Below are 19,784 nucleotides of genomic sequence, written 5' to 3' on the forward strand. Positions count from 1 at the left end.
CCGACGCGCGGCGCCATGCATCGGGCAATGCCGATCAGCGGTGGCTCGGGGAGGCGATTTGTGGATGTTCGCCCCGGTCCATCCCCTCGAACAGCGCCGCCGCCCACCCGGCCGTCTCCGAAGCCCAGCGCCCGGTGCTGAGCAGCCCCAGGGCCAGGACGCCGACGCCGAGCCCGAGCACCAGCCACCACACGCCGTGCTCCGCGTCGGTGAACGCCGTGCCGCCGTGAGCCACGGATGACCCGACGATCGTGCCGGAGATCGCGACGCCCAGGCTGGTGCCGGTCTGCCGGCCGGTGGAGGCCAACGAGGCGGCCACCCCGGTCATCGAGCGGGGCATGCCGGAGACCGCCGTGTTGGTGATCGGCGGATTGACGGTGCCCAGGAACACGCCGAACAGCAGATAGATCGCGAGTACGGCCGGCAGCGGGGTGGCCGGTACGAGCCAGAGTGACGCCCCGCCACCCAGCGCCAGTGCGGCCCCGGCGACCACCAGCGGCAGGCGCGGACCGCGCGCGCCGACCACCCGGCCGGTGAACGGGGACAGCACCACGACCAGCCCACCGACCGGGAGCAGGCACAGCCCGGCCGTCAGCGCCGACATGCCGCGTACGTCCTGCAGATACTGGGTGGTCACAAACAGGAACGCGCCGAACCCGCACAAGGCGAACAACGCCATCAGAATCGCCGAGCTGAACGGCACACTGCGAAACAGGCGCAGCTCCAGCAGGGGGTCGGCACGGCGGGTTTCGTACCCGAGGATGCCCAGCACGCCGAGCACGGCGACGGCGAGCAGCCCGAGGATGAACGGCGAGGTCCAGCCCGACCTGCCGGACTCGATGATCGCGTAGACGACGCTGCCCAGCACCAGGATCACCAGCGTCTGGCCCACCGGGTCGAAGCGGCGCGCCCGGGCGGCGCGGGACTCGGGAACGAACAGCGCCGTGCACACGATCGCGGCGGCCACGATCGGCACGTTGATCCAGAAGATGGAGCGCCAGCCGAAGCCGTCGACCAGCGCGCCGCCGAGGATCGGACCAAGCCCCAGCGACAGACCGGACATCGAGCCGAAAATGCCGATGGCCCTGGCCCGCTCGGCCGGGTCGGGGAACGTGGTGGCGGTGATCGCCATCGCCACCGGGTTGAGCATCGTGCCACCGACGGCCTGGAGCGTACGCGCGGCGATCAGCCAGCCGATGCTCGGCGCCAGGCCGCACATCAGCGAGCCGAGCCCGAAGACGGCGAGGCCGATCTGGAAGGTTCGCCGGCGGCCCACCCGGTCGGCGGTGGATCCGGCCAGCAACAGAAAGGCGGCCAGCACCAGGGTGTACGCGTCGACCGACCATTGCAGGCCGGACACCGAGGTGTGGAGATCATGACGGATCGCGGGGAGCGCCACGTTGACGATGGAGATGTCCATCACCACGACGATGATGCTGGCGCAGCAGATGGCGAGCACCAGGTATCGACGGCGCCGGCTGAGGCCGGGCACGTCACGCGGCACCGGCCCGCGTTCGCCGGCCGTCGCCTTCGGCCGCATTGAGTCACTCATGACCTCGACGCTAGGATTTAGAGCATGCTCGAAGTCAAGCCGCAGCCGGAAGTCAAGCCGCAGCCGGAAGTCAAGCCGCAGCCGGAAGTCAAGCCGCAGCCGGAAGTCAAGCCGCAGCCGGAAGTCAAGCCGCAGCCGGAAGTCGAGCCGCAGCCGGTCGAGTCGCAGCCGGTCGAGTCGCAGCCGGAACCCGAGCCTGCCCGCTCCGTCTCTAACCGCTCTGTCTCTAATCGCTCTGTCCCTGACGCCGGCCTGAGCATTGCCGAGGCCGCTCGCCTCACCGGGGTCAGCGCGCACACCCTGCGCTACTACGAACGCGCCGGCCTGGTCGTCACCGCCGTCGACCGCACCGCCGGCGGCCGGCGGCGCTATCGCAAACTGGACCTCGAGTGGATCACCATCTGCACCAGGTTGCGGGCCACCGGCATGCCCATCAAGGCCATCCGGCGCTACGCCGAACTCGTCTCCGCCGGACACGGCAACGAGGAGGAACGACTCGCCCTCATGGAGAGCCACCGCGCCGACGTGCTCGCCAAGATGGCTGAGCTGCAGGAGAACCTCCGGCTCATCGACCACAAGATCGACGTCTACCGGGGCCGGCTCGCCGCCGGCGACGCCGACCAGCTCTGGGCACCCAAGGCACCCAGCCGCCACGCTCCCGCCCGCCAAGCAGGCGTCAGCTGAGCGTGCCGTAGCGAACCTGCGCGGTCCGCTATGTCATCAGCGGTCGAACCAGCGAGCAGCCGAAGGCGTGAGCAGCATGATGACGAGCACCAGCGGTATGAGCAGGGCCGCGACCAGCGTGGTCCAGCCGACACCGCCGTCGATCGCGTTCTTGAGGAGGGAACCACCGACCGAGACCCCTTCGACGGCGATGGCACCCCAGCGCACGAGCTTACGTCGCGAAGTCCAGCGGGCGAGCAGCCAGCACATGAACGCTGTGATCGCGGCGCTGTAGAGCAGCAGCAGGAGAAACGGCCCGCTGAAGGCGAAAGCGATCGTGCCGATCGTGATGGCGAGCCCCAAGAGACTGAAGGCCACATCGAGCGTCAGGACGAACATGGCGACTCGCATGGCGGTCGGCATACGCTCGGCCGGGATCGCATCCGTCACATGATCAGGGTAACCGTCTCGATGCCGGGGCACGATCACTCCCAGGTCACGGAATCCGGGTCCTCGTCATGGGCAGCCGCGCTCGCGAAGATCACGTTGCGCGGCCAGATGGCCAGCGTCGGATCGCGGGTGTCGTAGTACTCCGTGAAGCGCGGATCATCGCTGGGAGGGGGTCAGGACGAGGCGTTGGCCGGGGGCGGTCGGGGTGTTCCATGCCTGCTCGACCTGGTCCAGCGGCATGGGCAGGGGGTCCACGGCCAGGGCGCCGGAGGCGATCTCCGCGGCGAGGGACGGCAGTTCGGCGATGATGCCGGCGGTGGTCAGGGAGCCCTGGCCGCTGCCCATGATGTTCAGGTTCGCCGCGCGCAGCAGGTACGAGGGCAGGGTGATGTCCTGGCCGGCCATGGAGCCGATCTGGACCCAGGCCAGGGCCTTGGAGCGGTCGGAGCGGGCGGTCAGCAGGGCGGACATGGCCTGCTCGGTGGGCCGGCCCCACAGGTAGTCGATGACGACGTCGACGTCAGCGGCCGCCCGCGCGAGCCGCTCGGCGACGTCGTCGGAGCCGGAATCGGAGCGAGAGCCGGAGCGGGAGTCGGAGTCGGAGTCGGAGTCGGAGTCGGAGTCGGAGAGCCTGACCACCTCGTCGGCCCCGAGGCTCTTCAGCAGGTCGAGGCGTCGCGAGTCGCGGCCGGCACCGATCACGCGGGCGGCACCCAGGTGCTTGGAGATCTGGACGGCGAGTTGCCCGGCGTTACCGGTGGCGCCCATGACCAGGACGGAGCCGCCGGGCGGTAAGGACACCCGGCGGCGCAGCGCTACCCAGGAGGACATGCCGGGATTCATGGCCGCCGCCACGGCGGCCGGGTCGGTGCCGGCCGGCAGGGTGATGGCACGGCGGCGGTCGACGACGGCGTGCTCGGCCATGGTGCCCAGCGCGGTGTCGGGGGTGGCGAAGTAGAGCAGTTCGCCCTGCGCGGTACGGCCGACCGCGTCGATGCCGGGCACCAGGGGCAGGGTGCCGTCGGAGGTGTAGTGGCTGCCGTTCGCCGCCGAGCGCACCCGTGGGTGCAGCCCGGCGGCCAGCACGTCGACCAGGACCTCGTGCTCCCCCGAGGGGGTGGGGGCCGGGAAGGTGCCGAAGCGGGGCGGGGCGTCGAAGGAGTGGACGACTGCGGCGCGCATGAGGGTTCTCCTGCCGTAGTTGGTTTGTGTCACGTACTACTTTTGAAAGTAGTTTGTCCCACGTACTAGGTCAAGTAGGCTGACCCACATGACCTCCACCCCGGCCGACGGACCCCTGAGCACAGTGGACGCCCTGGTGCAGCTGTCCTTCCTGGTCCAGCGCGTCCTGTCCGAGGCCGGTGCGGAGCACGACCTGTCGATCATCCAGATCAGGCTGCTGGGCATCCTGCGCGATCGGCAGTGCGGCATGCTCGAACTCGGTGGCTACCTCGGCCTGGACAAGTCCTCCATGACCGGCCTGGTCGGCCGCGCCGAGAGGCGCGGACTGGTCCAGCGCTCGCCTTCCCCCCATGACGGCCGTGCCGTGCTGGTCCGCCTCACCCCCGAGGGCAAGCGGTTCGCCGAGGAGTGTGCCGCCGAGATCGGCCGCCGTGTCATCGGGCTCACCGAGCACCTCTCCGCCGCTCAGCGCGCCCAGCTCACCCAGCTCGCCACTGCCGTCGTGGGGGTCCGGCTGGGCTGAGCGGGTGTCGTTATCCCCGTCGTATATACCCTCGGGGTATAGTGGCGTCCCATGAGCGTCCCCCTCGCCTTGCTCGGCCTGCTGGAACGGGAGCCGAGTCATGGATACGACCTGAAACGCGACTACGACACCTTCTTCGGCCGCGGTAAGCCCCTGCCCTTCGGCCAGGTCTATTCCACGCTCGGCCGGCTGGCCAGAGACGGCAAGATCACCGCCGGGCCGAGCGAGCCGGGCGACGGGCCCGACCGCAAGCGCTACGCCATCACCCCGGTCGGCACGGGCGAGGTCGAGGAGTGGCTGGCCGAGCCGGTGGCGGCCGAGCCGTACCTGCAGACCGTGCTGTTCACCAAGGTCGTGCTGGCCCTGATGCTGGGCCGCGACGCGGCCGGTTACCTCGACGCCCAGCGGGCGACGCATCTGCGGCGCATGCGCGAGCTCACCGAGGTCAAGCGCGCCGGCAACCTGGTCGACGCGCTGCTGGCCGATCACGGGCTGTTCCGCCTCGAGGCCGATCTGCGGTGGATCGACGTCACCCAGGCCCGGCTGGACGCGCTGACGGCGGCGGTGCGCGAGCGATGATCGTCAACCCGGTGCTGCGGGCCGAGGGGATCAGCCGCGCCTTCGGCAACACGCCCGCGCTGCGCGAGGCCAGCCTGTCGGTGAGCGCGGGCGAGGTCCTGGCCGTCATGGGACCCAGCGGTTCCGGCAAGTCGACGCTGCTGCACTGCCTGGCCGGGATCTTCACCCCGGACAGCGGCGAGGTGTGGTTCGACGGGCGGCGCCTGGACACCCTGAACGACGGCCGCCGCAGCGAGTTACGGCGCACCGCCTTCGGCTTCGTCTTCCAGTTCGGCCAGCTCGTGCCGGAGCTGACCGTGGCCGACAACGTGGCGCTGCCGCTGCTGCTCGGCCGTACCCGGCGCCGTCGTGCCTACGCGCGGGCCGCCTCCTGGCTGGAGCGGCTGGAGCTGGCCGAGCTGGGCGGCCGCCGCACGGGGGAGCTGTCGGGCGGGCAGACGCAGCGGGTGGCCATCGCCAGAGCGCTGGTGACGGGGCCGCGGGTCGTCTTCGCCGATGAGCCGACCGGCGCGCTCGACTCGCTCACCGGCGAGCACGTGATGGAGCTGCTGGTGAGCCTGGCCCGCCAGGAGGGCACCACCGTGATCGTGGTGACCCACGACGCCCGGGTGGCCGCCTGCGCCGACCGGGAGGTCGTCGTCCGCGACGGCCGGGTCACCGACCCGTACGCCAGCGGGATCGTACGATGATCCGGCTGGGCCTGCGGCTGTCGCTGAGCAGCGGCAGGGAGACGGTGGCCAGGCTGGCGCTGATCGTCGGCGGGGTGGCGGCCGGCGTCGCGGTGCTGCTGGGCACGCTGTCGCTCTTCAACGCCTTCCAGGCCACCAACGACCGCCAGTGCTGGGAGTGCACACGCGGCACGGCGCCCAACGGCTGGGCCCTGGACGCCACCGCCGACGGCGCGCTGTGGAACGTCCACGAGGACTACTACGCCGGCCAGACGATCACGAGGCTGGACGCCGCCGCGCTCGGCGCCCGGGCGCCGGTCATCCCCGGCCTGTCCCGTATGCCCGCTCCCGGCCAGTACTACGCCTCGCCCGCGCTGGCCAGGCTGCTGGACTCGGCGCCGCGCGACCGGCTCGCCGATCGCTTCCCCGGCACCCGTGCCGGGCTGATCGGCCAGGCCGGGCTGTCCGGGCCCGACGAGCTGGCCATCGTGGTGGGGCGGACATCGGGGCAGGTCGCCGCCATGCCCGGCGCCAGGCAGGTCGACACGGTCGCCACCGAGCCCGCGACCGACGGCAACGCCGACATCTACCAGTTCGGCTTCGGAGTCGGCGCCATCGCGCTGGTCGTCCCGCTGCTGGCGCTCGTGGGCACCGCCACCCGGCTGGCGGCCGCCCGCCGTGAGACCCGCCTGGCGGCGATCCGGCTGGTGGGCGCCACCTCCCGGCAGATCAACGTGCTGGCCGCGGTGGACGCCGCGTTGGGCGCGCTGCTCGGCGCGCTGGCCGGCCTGGCGCTCTTCCAGGTCGTACGGCCCGCGCTGGCCGGGGTGCGGATCACCGGCGTCCGCTACTTCCCCGAGCTGATCGCCCCACATCCTTGGCAGTACGCGGCCGTGCTCGCCTGTGTGCCGGTCGCCGCGGCGGGCGCCGCCCTGTGGTCGCTGCGCCGGGTGCGGATCTCACCCCTCGGAGTGGCCAGGAAGGGCGCGGCGGCTGCGCCGAGGGCGTGGCGGGTGATCCCGATGCTGGCCGGGCTGGGGTTGTTCGCGGGCCCGGTGTTCCGCGGTGACAACGACCTCGACACCGTGCTGGCCGTGGCGGGGCTCGCCCTGATCATGGTCGGGCTGATCCTGGCCGGTCCCTGGCTGACGATGCGGGCCGCGCGCCTGGCCGCCCGGCGGACCCGGAGCGCGGCGACCCTGCTGGCCGCCCAGCGGATGGCCGCCGACCCCAAGGCCGCCTTCCGCGCGGTGAGCGGGCTCATGCTGGCGGTGTTCGTCGGTACGGCTCTCGCCGGCATCGTCCCCGCGGTGCTGTCCGGCCAGCGGGCCGTGGCCGGGGGAGCGCTGAACCACGTACTGCGCGCCCAGTTCGACCGGCCCGGCACCACGGGGCTGTCCCAGCGGGCGCAGAAGGACGTGGTCGCCCGGCTGCGCGGCTTCCCGGGCGTGGACGTACTGCCGATCTACGCCTTGGCGGAGCCGCCGGCCGCCCCTATGCCCACGGACGGCCCACCGCCCCCGCGAACCGCCGTCGAATGCGCGAGCCTGGCCCGCTTCCCCGTGCTCGGGCGGTGCCCGGCGAACGCGTACGCCGTGGCGGGCGTCTTCAACCGCGTGGCCGGCGCCGACAACCCGCTCACCATCGACAAGATCCTGCCCGTCGCGGGAGCCGGCAGCCGATCCGTCTCCACCACCGACGGCCTCGCCATGGAGGCGATCCTGATCTCCACGGCCGATCCGGCGGCGGTGGAGCGGCTCCGCACGCTGCTGGCCGAGCACACCGTCGAAGCCCCGATGACCTTCGCCGAGGTCGCCCAGGTCAGAGCGACCCTGTACACCCAAGGCCAGAACATCGCGCTGGCCGTCGTCGCCCTGACCCTCATCGTCGGCGGCTGCAGCCTCGTGGTGGCGGTCGGCGGCGGGCTGGTCGAACGCCGCCAGCCCTTCACTCTGCTGCGGCTGGCCGGCACCCCCACCCGCACCCTGGCCGGGGTGGTGCTGCTGGAGTCCGCGCTGCCGCTCGTCCTGGCCGCCGTGCTCGCCGCGGGCGCCGGTTTCGGCGTGGCCGAGCCGCTCATCGACCAGCTCGCGATGAGGAAGACGTCTCTGGCGCTGCCCGGCCCTGTCTACTTCGCGACCGTCGGCGGCGGCCTGACCGCCTCCCTGCTGGTGATTCTGGCCGGCCTGCCGCTGCTCAGGCGCCTGACCGCGCCCGACAGCGCCCGTTTCGAATAGGAGCCGCATGAAGCTCATATCGCGGTTGGTCGCGCTGTTCGTGCTCGCCTCCGCGGTGGTGGTGGTGCGCGCGGCAGCGCCGTCCGCCGCCACTGCCGCCGACGAGGGCTACTCCGCCACGATCCGGCGCACCGAGTACGGCATCCCGCACATATCCGCCAAAGATTATGGCGGCCTCGGGTTCGGGTACGGCTACGCCTTCGCGCAGGACAACCTGTGCGTGCTGGCCTCGTGGGTGGTGACCATGCGGGGCGAGCGGTCCCGCTACTTCGGCGCCACGGCCATGTCCGACGACCCGGTCCGCCCGGTCACCAACCTGTCCAGCGACGTCTACTACAAAAGCGTCACCGACTCGGGCGTCGTAGGGCGGCTGCTGGCCCGGTCCGCGCCAGTGGGGCCGGGGGCCGAGGTGCGCCGCCTGGTCGACGGCTACGTCGCGGGATACAACCGCTACCTGGCCGACACCGGAGCGGCGAACCTGCCCGATCCCACCTGCCGGGGCAAGGCGTGGGTCGGCCCCATCACCGCCACGGACATCTGGAACAACCTGCTCGACCTCAACCGCATGGTGGGCAGCGCCGGGCTCAAGGACGCCATCACCGGAGTACGCGGCCCCGAGGCAGACGGGCCGGACAGGAGACCGCCCGCGGGCAGCAACGCCTGGGCGCTGGGCCGTCAGGCGACGCGCGACGGCCACGGCATGCTGCTGGCCGACCCGCACTTCCCCTGGAACGGGATCCGCCGCTTCTACCAGGTGCAACTCACCATCCCCGGCGTGCTCGACGTCTCCGGCGGCAGCCTGTACGGCACCCCGGTCGTCCAGATCGGCCACAACGCGAGCCTGGCCTGGACCCACACCGTCTCCCACGCCCAGCGCTTCACCGTCTACCAGCTGAGGCTCGCGGGCGACCGGAGCAGCTACCTGGTGGACGGCCACGCGGAGCCGGTCGGCCGCCAGGAGGTGGAGGTCACCCTTCAGGACGGCACCACCAGCGGCCACACGCTCTACACCTCGCGTTACGGCCCGGTGCTCGCCGTCGGCCAGACCGACAAGGTCGCGTACGCGCTGGCCGACGTCAGCGCCGCCAACCTGCGCGCGGCCGACGAGTGGCTGGCGATGGGCAGGGCGAGGAACCTCACCGAGCTACGCGCGGCCCAGAACACCTACCAGGGCATGGCGTTCGTCCACACGCTGGCCACCGACGCCGGCGGGACGGCCTACTTCGCCGACGCCTCGGTGGTCCCGCACGTCACCGACGCCAAGGCGCGCCGCTGCGCCAAGCCCTCGCCCATCCCGGGCCTGGAGGCATACGTCCTGGACGGCTCGACGTCCGCGTGCCGGTGGGGCAAGGACGGCGACGCCGTGGTGCCCGGCATCTTCGGGCCGGGCAAGCAGCCCAGGCTTACCCGCGCCGACTACGTGGCCAACTCCAACAACACCTTCTGGATGACGAATCCTTCGGCGCCGCTGACCGGCTATCCGCTCGCGTGGGGTAAGTCGCGCACCGAGCTGGAGCCGCGCCCCCGGGTCAGCCTGGACATGATCGCCCAGCGGCGGTCCGGCGCCGACGGCCTCGGCGCGCCCGGCTTCACCCTGGAAACGCTGCAGGCCACCGCGTACGGCAAGCGCGACTACACCTTCGAGCTCATGCGCTCGGACCTGCTCCGGATGTGCCGGGCCAACCCCGAGCCGACCACCTCCGAAGGCAAGCGGGTGAACGTGCGCGAGGCCTGCCGGACGCTGGGCGACTGGGACGGTCGTGCCACTCTGGACGGCCACGGGGCCATCCTGTGGCGGGAGTTCTTCACCCGGCTCGAGCGTCCCACCAAGCCGGGGGAGCCCAGGTACAGCCCCTGGCGGGTGCCGTTCGATCCCGCGCGTCCGCTGACCACTCCTCGGGGGCTCAGGGGCGACGATCCGACGGTCCGGCAGGCCCTGGCCGACGCCGTGCTCTTCTTCCAGACCAACCGCGTCCCCCTGACGCTGACTCCGGGCCAGGCGCAGCGCTACGCCTCGATCCCGATTCCCGGCTGCACCGAGGGGGAGGGCTGCTTCGACAGGGTGCGCATGAGGGGTCCGCTCGGCGCCGACGGGCGCTACCCGGAGGTGGACACCGGCTCCAGCTTCATGATGGCCGTCGAGCTCACCCCGGACGGGCCCCGCACCCGTACCGTCCTGACCTACTCCCTGTCCGCCAACCCCGCCTCGCCCCACCACACCGACCAGACGGTCCTGTTCTCGCGCCGCCAGTGGGTCACCGAGCGCTTCACCGAAGCCGAGATCGCCGCCGCACCGCGGCTGAAGACCGCCACGGTGCGAGGGTGACGGCTCAGCTCAGCCGTCGAGGCGCACGGTGACGGTGACGCGGCCCGCTTCGTCGCGCCGGGCGACCGCGTGCCCGGTGCGATCGGCGCCGTCCAGGTCCAGCGATATCGGGCCGCCCTCGTCCAGGAAGTTGCGCCACCACTTCTTGGCGTCCGGCATCTGCACGCCGATGGTGACGACGTCGTCCGCCCGCCGGTAGGCGACGGGTGTGCTGAAGACGCGTCCCGAGCGACGTCCTGTGTAGGTGACGATCGTGAGGTGCTTGCGCACCAGCCTGCCCCAGCGAGGAGAGGAGCGCAGCGCGCTCGCGCAGGCGTTGACCCGGGTGACCATTTGCTTCGGCAGGGGTCCTTTGTAGGGCACGAATCCTCCATCCCGGTAACTGGAGTTGGTTCTCCAGTTACCGGGATACCGTAGCACGGTAAGTGGAGAGCCCCCTCCACCTGAACGGGCCCTATCGTCCGCGCCGCAGCCCGCGCAGGAAGTTCCACAGCGCGGAACGGGGCGATCCTTGTCCGCCGGCGGCCTCACCCGCCGGGGACGGCTGCGCGTCCACGGGAGCGGGGGCGGTCGCGGGGACGTGAGGGCTGGCGAGTTCGTACTGGACGGGCAGGGACCGCAGCGCCCGCATGAAGGGGGAGGAGCGCCAGGGCAGCTGGTCGGCCGGCAGCGCCAGCTTCATCTTGGAGAACCGGTTGAAGAGCCGGCGTACGGCGATCGTGGCGATCTGGGTCGCGAGCCGCTGGCCCAGGCAGCTGTGCGGCCCCGCGCCCCAGGCGAGGTGCGCACGGGTGCTGCGGATGGCCTGCCGATCGATCGCCCCGGCGAATCGCGGATCGGCGTGCGCGCCCGCGACGGAGAGCATGACCGGATCCCCGGCGGCGATCGTGTAGTTGCCCAGCTTCACGTCCGTCATCGGGAACCGGAAGGTCAGGTTGGCCATCGGCGGATTGAGCAGGGCGACCCGATTGACCGTCTCGTCGATCGAACCCACCGACAGACTCTCCCGGACATCCGGATTGGAGACGACCTCGACGACCACGTTGCAGACGAGACTGGCGGTGAAGTCCAGCAGGCCGGGCAGCATGAGGAGCTCGCGGGCCAGCTCGTCCAGCGTGATGTCCGGCTTCGCCTCGATCATGTAGGAGGGCAGGTCGTCCCCGGGGCGGTCGCGCTTGCTCGCCGCGAGCTCCGTCATGGCGGCGTACAGCCGCTCGAACGCCGCGGGCGCGTCCGGCCCGGCGTCGACCATGCGCCAGATGTCCATCACGACCTCCTCGCCGCGTGAGGCGGTGAAGCCGAGCATGCGGTTGGCGACCATCAGGGGGAGCGGCCGCGCGTACTGCGCCGCCAGGTCCGCCCATCCCTTGGAGCCGCCTTCCGCCAGCACATCGAGGAGGTCGTCGGCGTACCGCACGATCGAACGTTCCAACTGCTGCGCCTGGAGGTGGCCGGGGTTCTGGAACGGCGCGAGCGCGTTGGTCCACGCGCCCCGCAACTCGCGCTGCGCCGTACCCTCCTGGAAAGCCGAGTTGTTGATCTGGAAGACGGGCAGCAGCGGCCAGTCCGCCGGCAGCCGCCCCTCGATGTTGGCCTGCCACCTGTCGACGTGCTTGCTCCAGATGCCGCCCGTGTTCTGCAGGACGCGCAGCACTTCCTCATAGCCCAGGACGAACCAGACCGGCACCCCGAGGAGGTCGACCGGGGCGACCGGTCCGTACGTGGCGCGCAGGCGCTCGTGCATGAGCGCGGGATCAGCGTCGTATTCCCTGGTCAGCAGCGGTTCAATGGGCGTCGACGGTGGGGTTTGCGCAGGCTGCTGGGGCCACGGGCCATGGGTCACGGGGACGAACTACCTCTCTGGTTGCTCCCGTCGCCACGTCGGTGCAGACGTAACAGCACGAGTGATGCGCTCTGGGAGCTTTCGGCCGATTCACACAAGAGGTCAGTAAGCATCACGTATCCCGCTGGTCATGGCAAGGCTCCAGCCCGATGGACCGCTCCGGGGGCGCCAGCTCCTTGCTGCCCCTTTTCGGGCCGCCAGCTACGACGAACCGTCTTCTTCCTCCCCCGCAGGGGGTTTCCCTCCCTGCGGGCCCTAGCCACTCCACGGCCGCGCGGCTTCGTCCTCCCCCGGAGGGGTATCCGTCCCCAGGGGCGTCAGCCACGAGGGACCGTTTCTTCCCCTCCCCGGAGGGGGTTTCCCTCTCAAAGGACCCCAGCCACCACGGACCGTCACAGGGGCCGGGACGGGTCGTGTGACGGACCATCCCGGGGCCGTCAGCCGGCCGGGTCGGCGATGCGGTCGAGCCACTCTTCCAGCAGGCGCCGCTCCGGGTCGGTGAGGGCGGTGGTCCGGGGCAGGACGGCGCGCAGGGTGACCGCGGCGGTGACCGGTCCGGGGGAGGCGGCCGCCGGAGCGTCGGTGGTGATCGCGGCGATGACCGCCTCGCGGGCGAGGACGGACAGCTCCGGATCGCGCCGGTCCGCGGGCATGGAGATCAGGGTGACGGTCGTGCCGAGACCGGCCGCCTGGACGAGGTGGGCGGCGCGTTCCTCGCTGACGCGCAGCCGGCCCGCCTCGGCGATCCGGCGGATGTGCGCGGCGAGGATCTCTTCGCCGGCGACGGCGGCGGGCGAGTCGGCGGCGGCCCCGAGGCGGGGCTCGTTCATGAGCAGGTAGAGGGCCGGGTTGGCCAGGCCGAAACCGATGTGCAGGTTCCAGCCGACGCGGAGGTCCTCGACCGGGTCCGCGATGGATTCCCGGCCGGTCTTGCTGCTCAGGTAGGCGGCGAAGCCCTCGGCCGCGACCGCGTCGAGCAGGCCCCGCATGTCGCGGAAGAGCCGGTAGATGGTCGGCGCCTGCACACCGGCCGCGGCGCCCACCGCGCGCGTCGACACGGCCTCCCGGCCGCCCTCGGCGAGCAGCTTGGCCGTGGCGGCGAGGATGCGTTCGCGAGGGCCGCCCTCGGCGTCGACATCATCGGCATCCATGGTGGCAACGATAACAGATTCGCGTTAGCATCACTATTTATCGGTGATAACGTCCATCTCGTTAGCAGTGATGCGCGGGAGTCGATCTGACCCCGGCGACCCTGCTGCAGGGCGACAACTGGAGGTCATTTATGATCATCGTCACCGGGGCAAGCGGACAGCTCGGCCGGGCGATTCTGGAGGATCTGCTCGAACGCGTCCCCGCCGAGAAGGTCGCGGTGAGCGTCCGCGACCCTGAGAAGGCACAGTGGTTGCGGGAACGGGGCGTCCGCGTCCGCCGGGGTGACTACGCCGAGCCCGCGAGCCTCGCCCACGCCTTCGAGGGCGCCTCCCAGGTCCTGATCGTGTCCGCCGCCGCCACCGGCGACACGGCGCTCAGCCTGCACCGCACCGCGATCACAGCGGCCAAGGCAGCCGGCGCGCGCCGGATCCTCTACGCCAGCCACATGGCCGCGAACCCGTCATCGCTCTTCGCGCCCATGCCCGACCACGCCGCCACCGAGGCGGCGCTGGGGGAGTCCGGCGTCGCGTGGACCTCGCTGCGCAACGGCTTCTACGCCGTCACGACGCTGATGCTGTTGCGCGACGCCCTGCGGACCGGCGAACTGGCCGCGCCGCAGGACGGGCCGGTCTCCTGGACGGCCCACGCCGACCTGGCCGAGGCCGCCGCGATCGTCCTGGCCGACGAGGGCCGTTTCGACGGCCCGACCCCGCCGCTCACCGGCTCCGAAGCCCTCGACCTCGCCGACGTCGCCGCGCTCGCCGCCGACCTCACCGGACGCCCGATCAGGCGTGTCACCATCACCGACGAGCAGTACGTGGCGAGCCTGCTCTCCCATGGCGTGCCGGAGCCGCGGGCACGGATGCTCGTGGGCATGTTCGCCGCCAGCCGGCAGGGCGAGTTCGCCCAGGTCGGCCCGGCGCTGGCCGACCTGATCGGCCACCCGCCGACGCCCCTGCGGGACGTCATGAAAGCGGCGCTCACGGAAGGCTGACGCGAGCCAACACCGGGTCAACGCAGACGCGACTCGATGGCCTCGATGATGCGCGGGCGGAGTTCGGCGGCGCGGATGACGGCGTCCACAGAGCCGACCTCCACCGCGCGCTGGATGTTGTGCACCCGGTCGAACTCCGTGGCCACCTCGCCGAGCTTCTCCGCGCGGACCGATGCGCGGAGCTCGTCGAGCTCCGCGGTCAACGCGGCGCGCTCGGTGCCGGCGGCGGCCGCGGTGCGCGCCTCCAGGTCCCGTACGCGCGGGTCGGCCGCGGTGCGGACGTTGACGTCGCCGGAGAACACCACCGCGGCGGCGGGGGCGCCACCGAGCACCGAGGCGAACGAGCCCTCCAGCGCGAGCACGGTCATGTTCGGGTTCAGCGCCTTGGAGAACACCACGAACGCGCCACCGTGATAGCGCGAGATCACGCAGAACACGATGGGCCCGCGGAAGTTCACGATCGCGCGGCCGATCTCGGCGCCGTACTCCAGTTGCAGCTTCCGCATCGACTCCGGCGAGCCGTCGAAGCCCGACAGGTTCGCCAGCACCACCAGCGGCCGGTTGCCGCTGGCCGCGTTGATCGCCCGCGCGGCCTTCTTCGACGAGCGCGGGAACAGCGTGCCCGCGGTGTAGGTGTCCGGGCCGTCGGTGGGCGGGAACCCGCGCCGCGGCACCGCCCGTGACTCGATGCCGAGCAGGCACACCGGGATGCCGCCGAGATGCACGTCCTGCACCGCCGCGGTGTCGGCATCGGCCATGCCCGCCCAGCGTTCCAGCACCGGGTGGTCCTGGTCGGACAGCGCCCGCATCACGGTACGGATGTCGAACGGCTTCTTGCGATCCGGGTTGGCCTCGGTGGAGAAGATCTCGCCGACGGTGGTGAAGTCGCTGTCCGGCAAGGAGTGCGGGAAGTCGGAGATGTCGCGCTCGACGGGGTCGGTGGTCTTCGCTCGCCGCGGCCCCTGCTCGCCGGGCGCGACATACGTGTGGTCGTAGTACGACATCAGCACGTCCCGCGCGGCGGCCAGGTTGGGCGCCCAATACTGGGCCTGCCCGTTCGGGCCCATCACGCGGTCGTAGCCGCCGATGCCGAAGTTGTCCTCGGCCGACACGCCACCGGAGAAGTCGAGTGACTGCTTGCCGGTCAGCACCATCGCCGAGTCCGGCGTCATCACCAGGATGCCCTTGGTGTGCATGAGCATCGTCGCCTCGGCGTTCCAGTAGGGCTGCGCGCCGACGTTGATGCCCGCGACCACGATGTTGATCTCGCCGCCGTCCTGGGTGAACTCGACGATCCGCTTGAGCGCCGCGGCCACCCAGTCCATGTTCTCCGTGCCGGACTTCATGGAGATCCGGGCGCCGGCCGACAGCGCGTACCACTCCAGCGGCACCCGCATCCGCTCGGCCAGGTCCAGCGCGGCGATCACGCGGCGGCACTCCGCCTCCGACAGCGCGCCGAGCGACTTGGTCGGGTCGCCGAGCAGCAGGACCCTGGTGACGCCCTGCGGGTGCCGGCGGGTCGGCGTGGTGACCACGCCCGCGACGATCGCCGCGGTGTTGCGCCCCTTCGGCCGCTCGACCGGCACCAGCGCGTGGTTGTCGTCGAGGTCGTACTCGGCGAAGTCGCCGAGCCGGCCGGTCAGCTCGTACGGGTAGACCGTGTTGCGGCTGCTGGCCCGCAGCACCTTCTGCCGGTAGTCGTCCAGCGGCTCGACCGGCTCGTCCGACGGCTCGCCGATGGTCAGGTCGGTGCCGCCGGTGGCGTCGAAGGTGATGCGTACGGCCATCTTCGTCAGTTCGCCGGTCGTCCGGTCGCGCTGCCGCGCGATGAACAGGATCTCCTCCAGGCCGGCGCCCACGGTCGTCGGCCGTACGCGCGCGGCGATCATCTCGATCTCGGCGCGGGTGATGCCGCTCGGCGGCCAGACGTAGACCACGATCCGGTTGGTGTTGAAGCGCTTCTCCGACGGCCGCCGCGACTGCGCGCGGCGGATGGAGTCGAGGCAGGTGGCGATGGTGTCCTCGGCCGTCGGCAGCGCGACCAGCCGGCCGTCGTGCTCGCGCAGCTCGGTCAGGTCGCGCACCTGCGCGAAGGCGACGAGGCGGTCGTCGGACGGGTTCTCCCGCGCCACGCACTGGAAGAGGTAGACCTCCTCGTCCGACGACGGCAACCGGGTCAGGTCGAACTTGCTCAGCCGCTCCAGTTGCATCCGCTGCGCGATGTACGGGTGCAGGCCGCGGATCAGCCGCTGCTCGGTCATCCCGGTGTCCGACGGACGGAAGGTGAAGTGGTGGTGCATCACCGTGCCGCCGCTGCCCGCGACGGTGGCGGTGAGCCGGCGAACCTGGCTCGGCAGCGGGTGCGCGCTGACGACCTCGTGCAGCGCGGCCGCCATCGCCTCGGAGCCCTCCGGCTGCCTCTCCCAGGCGAGATAGATGTCGGCGTCGACGGCGTCCTCGCCGCTCACCAGCTCCGCGAGCCCGCGCAGCGCGCCGCCCAGGTCCTCGAAGGCGACCGCGGAGGAGACCACGCGGGAGCCCGCGCGTTCGGCGACCACGAATGTGCAGCCCGCGGCCTGGCTGGTGCGGACGCCGGTGAGCCCCTTGTTGCCGTAGTAGCGCCGGGTCAGCACCTCCAGCATGACCGCGTTGTCCAGGTCGTCGCGGGTGAGCCGCTGGCCGAGCAGGCGTACCAGCGGCTCGGTGGTGCGTACCATCTCGGCGATGCGCTCGGCGCGGTCCGGCGCGTCCGGGTGCGCGTCCAGGTGGCGCAGGTGTTTGCGGACGTCGGAGTAGACGCGGGCGCGGTTGCGGCGCAGCAGCGGCTGGGCGAACCAGGCGAACACCACGCCGCGCGCGAGGTCGGAGACCACGGGGAAGCGGACCTGGGTCGCGGCCAGCAGCCGCTCCAGCGCGAGACCGGCGGGCTCGCGCAGCGTCTCGTCCGGCGGCGACTCCCGCAGCCAGGCGCGCAGCAACGTCGTGACCACCGCGGCGTCGGCGGACGCGCGCTGCTGGGCGAGGAAGATCCGGAACACCGCGGCCTCGAGGTCGGGAGAGCGCTCCAGGTCGGTGACGCCGTAGTGGCCGAGCGCCTTGGCGAGCTTGGCCTGGAAGGCCGCCGGCAGCCCGGCCCGCTCGACGTCGAGGCTCTGCAGGTAGGTGTGGAAGTACTCGCGAGCGCTGTAGACGTGGCCGGCGCCGCCGTCCTCGCCCGCCGGCCGGTTGCGGCTCAGCTCGGCCAGGTCGGCGAACACCTCGACGAGGGCGAGCTCCTCGGCCAGCGGCCGATGGCCGTCCTCGGTGGCCGCCCGGCGCGCGGCGAGGTAGTCCTCGAGCACCCCGCCCTCGTCGTGCGGATCGACGTCGAAGCCCAGCAGCAGGCTGCGCAGGTCCTCCTGGCCGCGCGCGGCGCGCTTCCACGCCGGGATCTCGCCCGGCGCGGCGGGCAGGTCCAGCTCGACGGACGCGGCGGCCGAGGTGCTCGCGGCTTCGGCGGCGTCGTCGGCGAGCGGCTCCAGCCGCAGCAGCGGCGCACCGGTCTCGACCTGGCTGCCCACGGAGACGACGCACTCCTTCAGCCGCGCCTTGAACGGCGCCCGCAGGACCGTCTCCATCTTCATGCTCTCCAGCACCAGCACCGGAGCGCCCGCCTCGACCTCGGCGCCGACCTTCAGCGGCGTGGCGACGACCAGCGCGGGCGCGGGGGAGCGGACGACGCCGCCCTCGTCGCGGCTGACCCGGTGCGTCACGCCGTCCACCTCGACCAGGTGGATCGGCCCGTGCGTGCCGGTCAGCAGGCGGTAGGGGGTGCCGTTGACGATGATCCGCCCGGTGTGCCGGTCGAAGCGCTCAAGCTCGACGTCGGCGGTGCGGACGTCGTCACCCGCTTGGACGCCGACGCGGAAGCGGTGCGCGCCGACCCGCGCGACGCGCACGCGGTAGCCGGCGCCGCGCAGCTTGAGGTCCAGCGGCCGGCCGCTCTCGTGCTGCACCTGCGGGCGCCCGCCGAACGCCGTGGACAGCAGCCGCTGCCGCTCGGCGCGCTCCTCCTCCTCGTACGCCTCGATGGCGGCGGCCGCCAGCGCGACGGCGGAGTGCCGGTGGGAGACGAGCCGGCCCTGGCCGCGGACGCGGTCGATCCAGCCGGTGTCCGCGCTGGCGTCGATCACCTCGGGCTGGTCGAGCAGGTCGAGCACGAAGCTCTTGTTCGTCGCGCCGCCCTCGATGATCACCGTGGTCTGCGCCATGGCCCGGCGCAGCCGGCCGAGGGCCTCGTCGCGGTCGCCGCCGTACGCGATGATCTTCGCGATCATCGAGTCGAAATCGGCCGGGATGGTGTCGCCCTCGCTGACGCCGGTGTCGACGCGGATGCCCGGCCCGGCGGGCAGGTCCAGCCGCGCGATGCGGCCGGGGGAGGGCGCGAAGTCGCGGTCGGGGTCTTCGGCGTTGAGCCGGGCCTCGACGGCGTGCCCGCGCTCCACCGGCGGCGCGCCGTCGAGCCGGCCGCCGGATGCCACCCGCAACTGCGCCTTGACCAGGTCGAACCCGGTGGTGGACTCGGTGATCGGGTGCTCGACCTGCAGGCGGGTGTTGACCTCGAGGAAGGCGAACAGCTGGTCGCCGGGGTGGTAGAGGAACTCGACGGTCGCCGCGCCCCGGTAATCGACCGCGACGGCCAGCCGTTCGGCCGACGCCTTGAGCTCGGCCGTCTGCGCGGGGCTGAGCACCGGCGAGGCCGACTCCTCGATGACCTTCTGGTTACGCCGCTGCACCGAGCAGTCGCGCACGCCGAGCGCCCACGCGGTGCCCTGGCCGTCGGCGATCACCTGGACCTCGACGTGCCGGGCGCCGGTGACCAGGCGCTCCAGGAACACCACGCCGCTGCCGAACGCCCGAGCGGCCTCCTGGCTGGTGCGCTCGTAGGCGTCGGCGAGCTCGGCCTCGTCCGTGACCACGCGGATGCCTCGCCCGCCGCCGCCCGCGGTCGCCTTCAGCATCAGCGGGTAGCCGATCTCGGCCGCCGCCTCGAGGGCGGCGTCCAGGGTCTCGACCGCGCCGCGGCTCCACGGCGCGACCGGCACGCCGACCTCCTCGGCGAGCAGCTTCGCGCCGATCTTGTCGCCGAGCCGGCGCATGGCCTCCGCGCTCGGCCCGACGAAGGTGACGCCGATCTTCTCGCACAGCTCCGCGAACGCCGGGTCCTCGGCGACGAACCCCCAGCCGACCCACGCGGCGTCGGCCCCGGTCTCCACCAGCGCGCGCTCCAGCACCTTCAGGTCGAGGTACGGGCGCTCGGACGCCGGACCGAGATCGTAGGCGAGGTCGGCCTCGCGCACGAACGTGGCGGCGCGGTCGACGTCGGTGTGCAGCGCGACGGTTTGGATCGGTGTCGCGGTCTCCGCGGCCAGCTCCCGGACTGCGTGGATGAGCCGCATCGCGGCCTCACCACGGTTGACGATGGCGACACGACTGAACACCCGACCGAGCCCTCCTGTTGACTGTGCGCGCCTTCCCTGTGGCACCCCCCGCACCTGTACAGCCTTGCCTCTGCCGGCTCGTAGGGAAATGTCGCAGAGGGAGCACACCAAGGCTCCACAGTTGTAGGGAACGAC

The 19,784-nt window shown here is 71.9% G+C and carries 14 protein-coding genes; 7 read left to right on the forward strand and 7 right to left on the reverse strand.

Translation table 11 applies throughout. The features are described 5' to 3' along the window. Window positions 1–34 precede the first annotated feature (34 nt). Entirely contained in the window at window positions 35–1,552 is a 1,518-nt protein-coding gene (locus ACQP2T_RS27850; protein WP_433518994.1) for an MFS transporter, read from the reverse strand. A 24-nt stretch (window positions 1,553–1,576) separates the two neighbouring features. On the opposite strand from ACQP2T_RS27850, the gene ACQP2T_RS27855 reads away from it, so the two are divergent. Continuing rightward, a complete protein-coding gene (locus ACQP2T_RS27855; protein WP_433518995.1) occupies window positions 1,577–2,236 on the forward strand; it encodes a MerR family transcriptional regulator in 660 nt (219 codons plus the stop codon). Window positions 2,237–2,272: 36 nt separating this feature from the next. Here ACQP2T_RS27855 and ACQP2T_RS27860 read toward each other — a convergent pair whose 3' ends face one another. Continuing rightward, on the reverse strand, window positions 2,273–2,665 hold the full coding sequence (locus ACQP2T_RS27860) for a hypothetical protein (RefSeq protein ID WP_433518996.1): 393 nt from the start codon (window positions 2,663–2,665) through the stop codon (window positions 2,273–2,275). A 156-nt stretch (window positions 2,666–2,821) separates the two neighbouring features. Next, the gene (locus tag ACQP2T_RS27865; RefSeq protein WP_433518997.1) at window positions 2,822–3,847 is read right to left on the reverse strand and encodes a quinone oxidoreductase family protein; all 1,026 of its coding nucleotides are present in this window, start codon (window positions 3,845–3,847) and stop codon (window positions 2,822–2,824) included. Window positions 3,848–3,935: 88 nt separating this feature from the next. Here ACQP2T_RS27865 and ACQP2T_RS27870 point away from each other — a divergent pair, with 88 nt between their 5' ends. The 5 genes from ACQP2T_RS27870 to ACQP2T_RS27890 are packed head-to-tail and all read left to right on the forward strand — an operon-like array spanning window position 3,936 to window position 10,180. After that, complete coding sequence (locus ACQP2T_RS27870) at window positions 3,936–4,370, forward strand: MarR family winged helix-turn-helix transcriptional regulator (protein ID WP_433518998.1); 435 nt, start codon at window positions 3,936–3,938, stop codon at window positions 4,368–4,370. 51 nt (window positions 4,371–4,421) lie between these two features. Beyond that, window positions 4,422–4,949, forward strand: coding sequence for a PadR family transcriptional regulator (locus tag ACQP2T_RS27875; protein ID WP_433518999.1), 528 nt, complete (start codon window positions 4,422–4,424; stop codon window positions 4,947–4,949). Beyond that, complete coding sequence (locus ACQP2T_RS27880; protein ID WP_358551751.1) at window positions 4,946–5,638, forward strand: ABC transporter ATP-binding protein; 693 nt, start codon at window positions 4,946–4,948, stop codon at window positions 5,636–5,638. Before ACQP2T_RS27875 ends, ACQP2T_RS27880 begins: the two co-directional genes overlap by 4 nt. After that, entirely contained in the window at window positions 5,635–7,854 is a 2,220-nt protein-coding gene (locus ACQP2T_RS27885) for an FtsX-like permease family protein (protein ID WP_433519000.1), read from the forward strand. The genes ACQP2T_RS27880 and ACQP2T_RS27885 overlap by 4 nt, the downstream gene beginning before the upstream one ends. Before the next feature lie 7 nt (window positions 7,855–7,861). Beyond that, the gene (locus ACQP2T_RS27890) at window positions 7,862–10,180 is read left to right on the forward strand and encodes a penicillin acylase family protein (RefSeq protein WP_433519001.1); all 2,319 of its coding nucleotides are present in this window, start codon (window positions 7,862–7,864) and stop codon (window positions 10,178–10,180) included. A 9-nt stretch (window positions 10,181–10,189) separates the two neighbouring features. Here ACQP2T_RS27890 and ACQP2T_RS27895 read toward each other — a convergent pair whose 3' ends face one another. The 3 genes from ACQP2T_RS27895 to ACQP2T_RS27905 form a co-directional block, all read right to left on the reverse strand. Further along, the gene (locus tag ACQP2T_RS27895) at window positions 10,190–10,543 is read right to left on the reverse strand and encodes a hypothetical protein (protein WP_433519002.1); all 354 of its coding nucleotides are present in this window, start codon (window positions 10,541–10,543) and stop codon (window positions 10,190–10,192) included. A 91-nt stretch (window positions 10,544–10,634) separates the two neighbouring features. Further along, complete coding sequence (locus ACQP2T_RS27900; protein WP_433519003.1) at window positions 10,635–11,924, reverse strand: cytochrome P450; 1,290 nt, start codon at window positions 11,922–11,924, stop codon at window positions 10,635–10,637. 536 nt (window positions 11,925–12,460) lie between these two features. Next, window positions 12,461–13,174 (reverse strand): TetR family transcriptional regulator, encoded by a 714-nt coding sequence (locus tag ACQP2T_RS27905; protein WP_433519004.1) that lies wholly within the window; start codon window positions 13,172–13,174, stop codon window positions 12,461–12,463. A gap of 131 nt (window positions 13,175–13,305) precedes the next feature. Here ACQP2T_RS27905 and ACQP2T_RS27910 point away from each other — a divergent pair, with 131 nt between their 5' ends. Continuing rightward, entirely contained in the window at window positions 13,306–14,169 is an 864-nt protein-coding gene (locus ACQP2T_RS27910; protein ID WP_433519005.1) for an NAD(P)H-binding protein, read from the forward strand. A gap of 17 nt (window positions 14,170–14,186) precedes the next feature. On the opposite strand, the gene ACQP2T_RS27915 is transcribed toward ACQP2T_RS27910, so the two are convergent. Beyond that, entirely contained in the window at window positions 14,187–19,649 is a 5,463-nt protein-coding gene (locus ACQP2T_RS27915; protein WP_433519006.1) for a carboxyl transferase domain-containing protein, read from the reverse strand. Window positions 19,650–19,784 lie beyond the last annotated feature (135 nt).

The sequence above is a fragment of the Nonomuraea sp. CA-143628 genome (assembly GCF_050942315.1).
In the GTDB taxonomy this organism is placed as follows: domain Bacteria; phylum Actinomycetota; class Actinomycetes; order Streptosporangiales; family Streptosporangiaceae; genus Nonomuraea.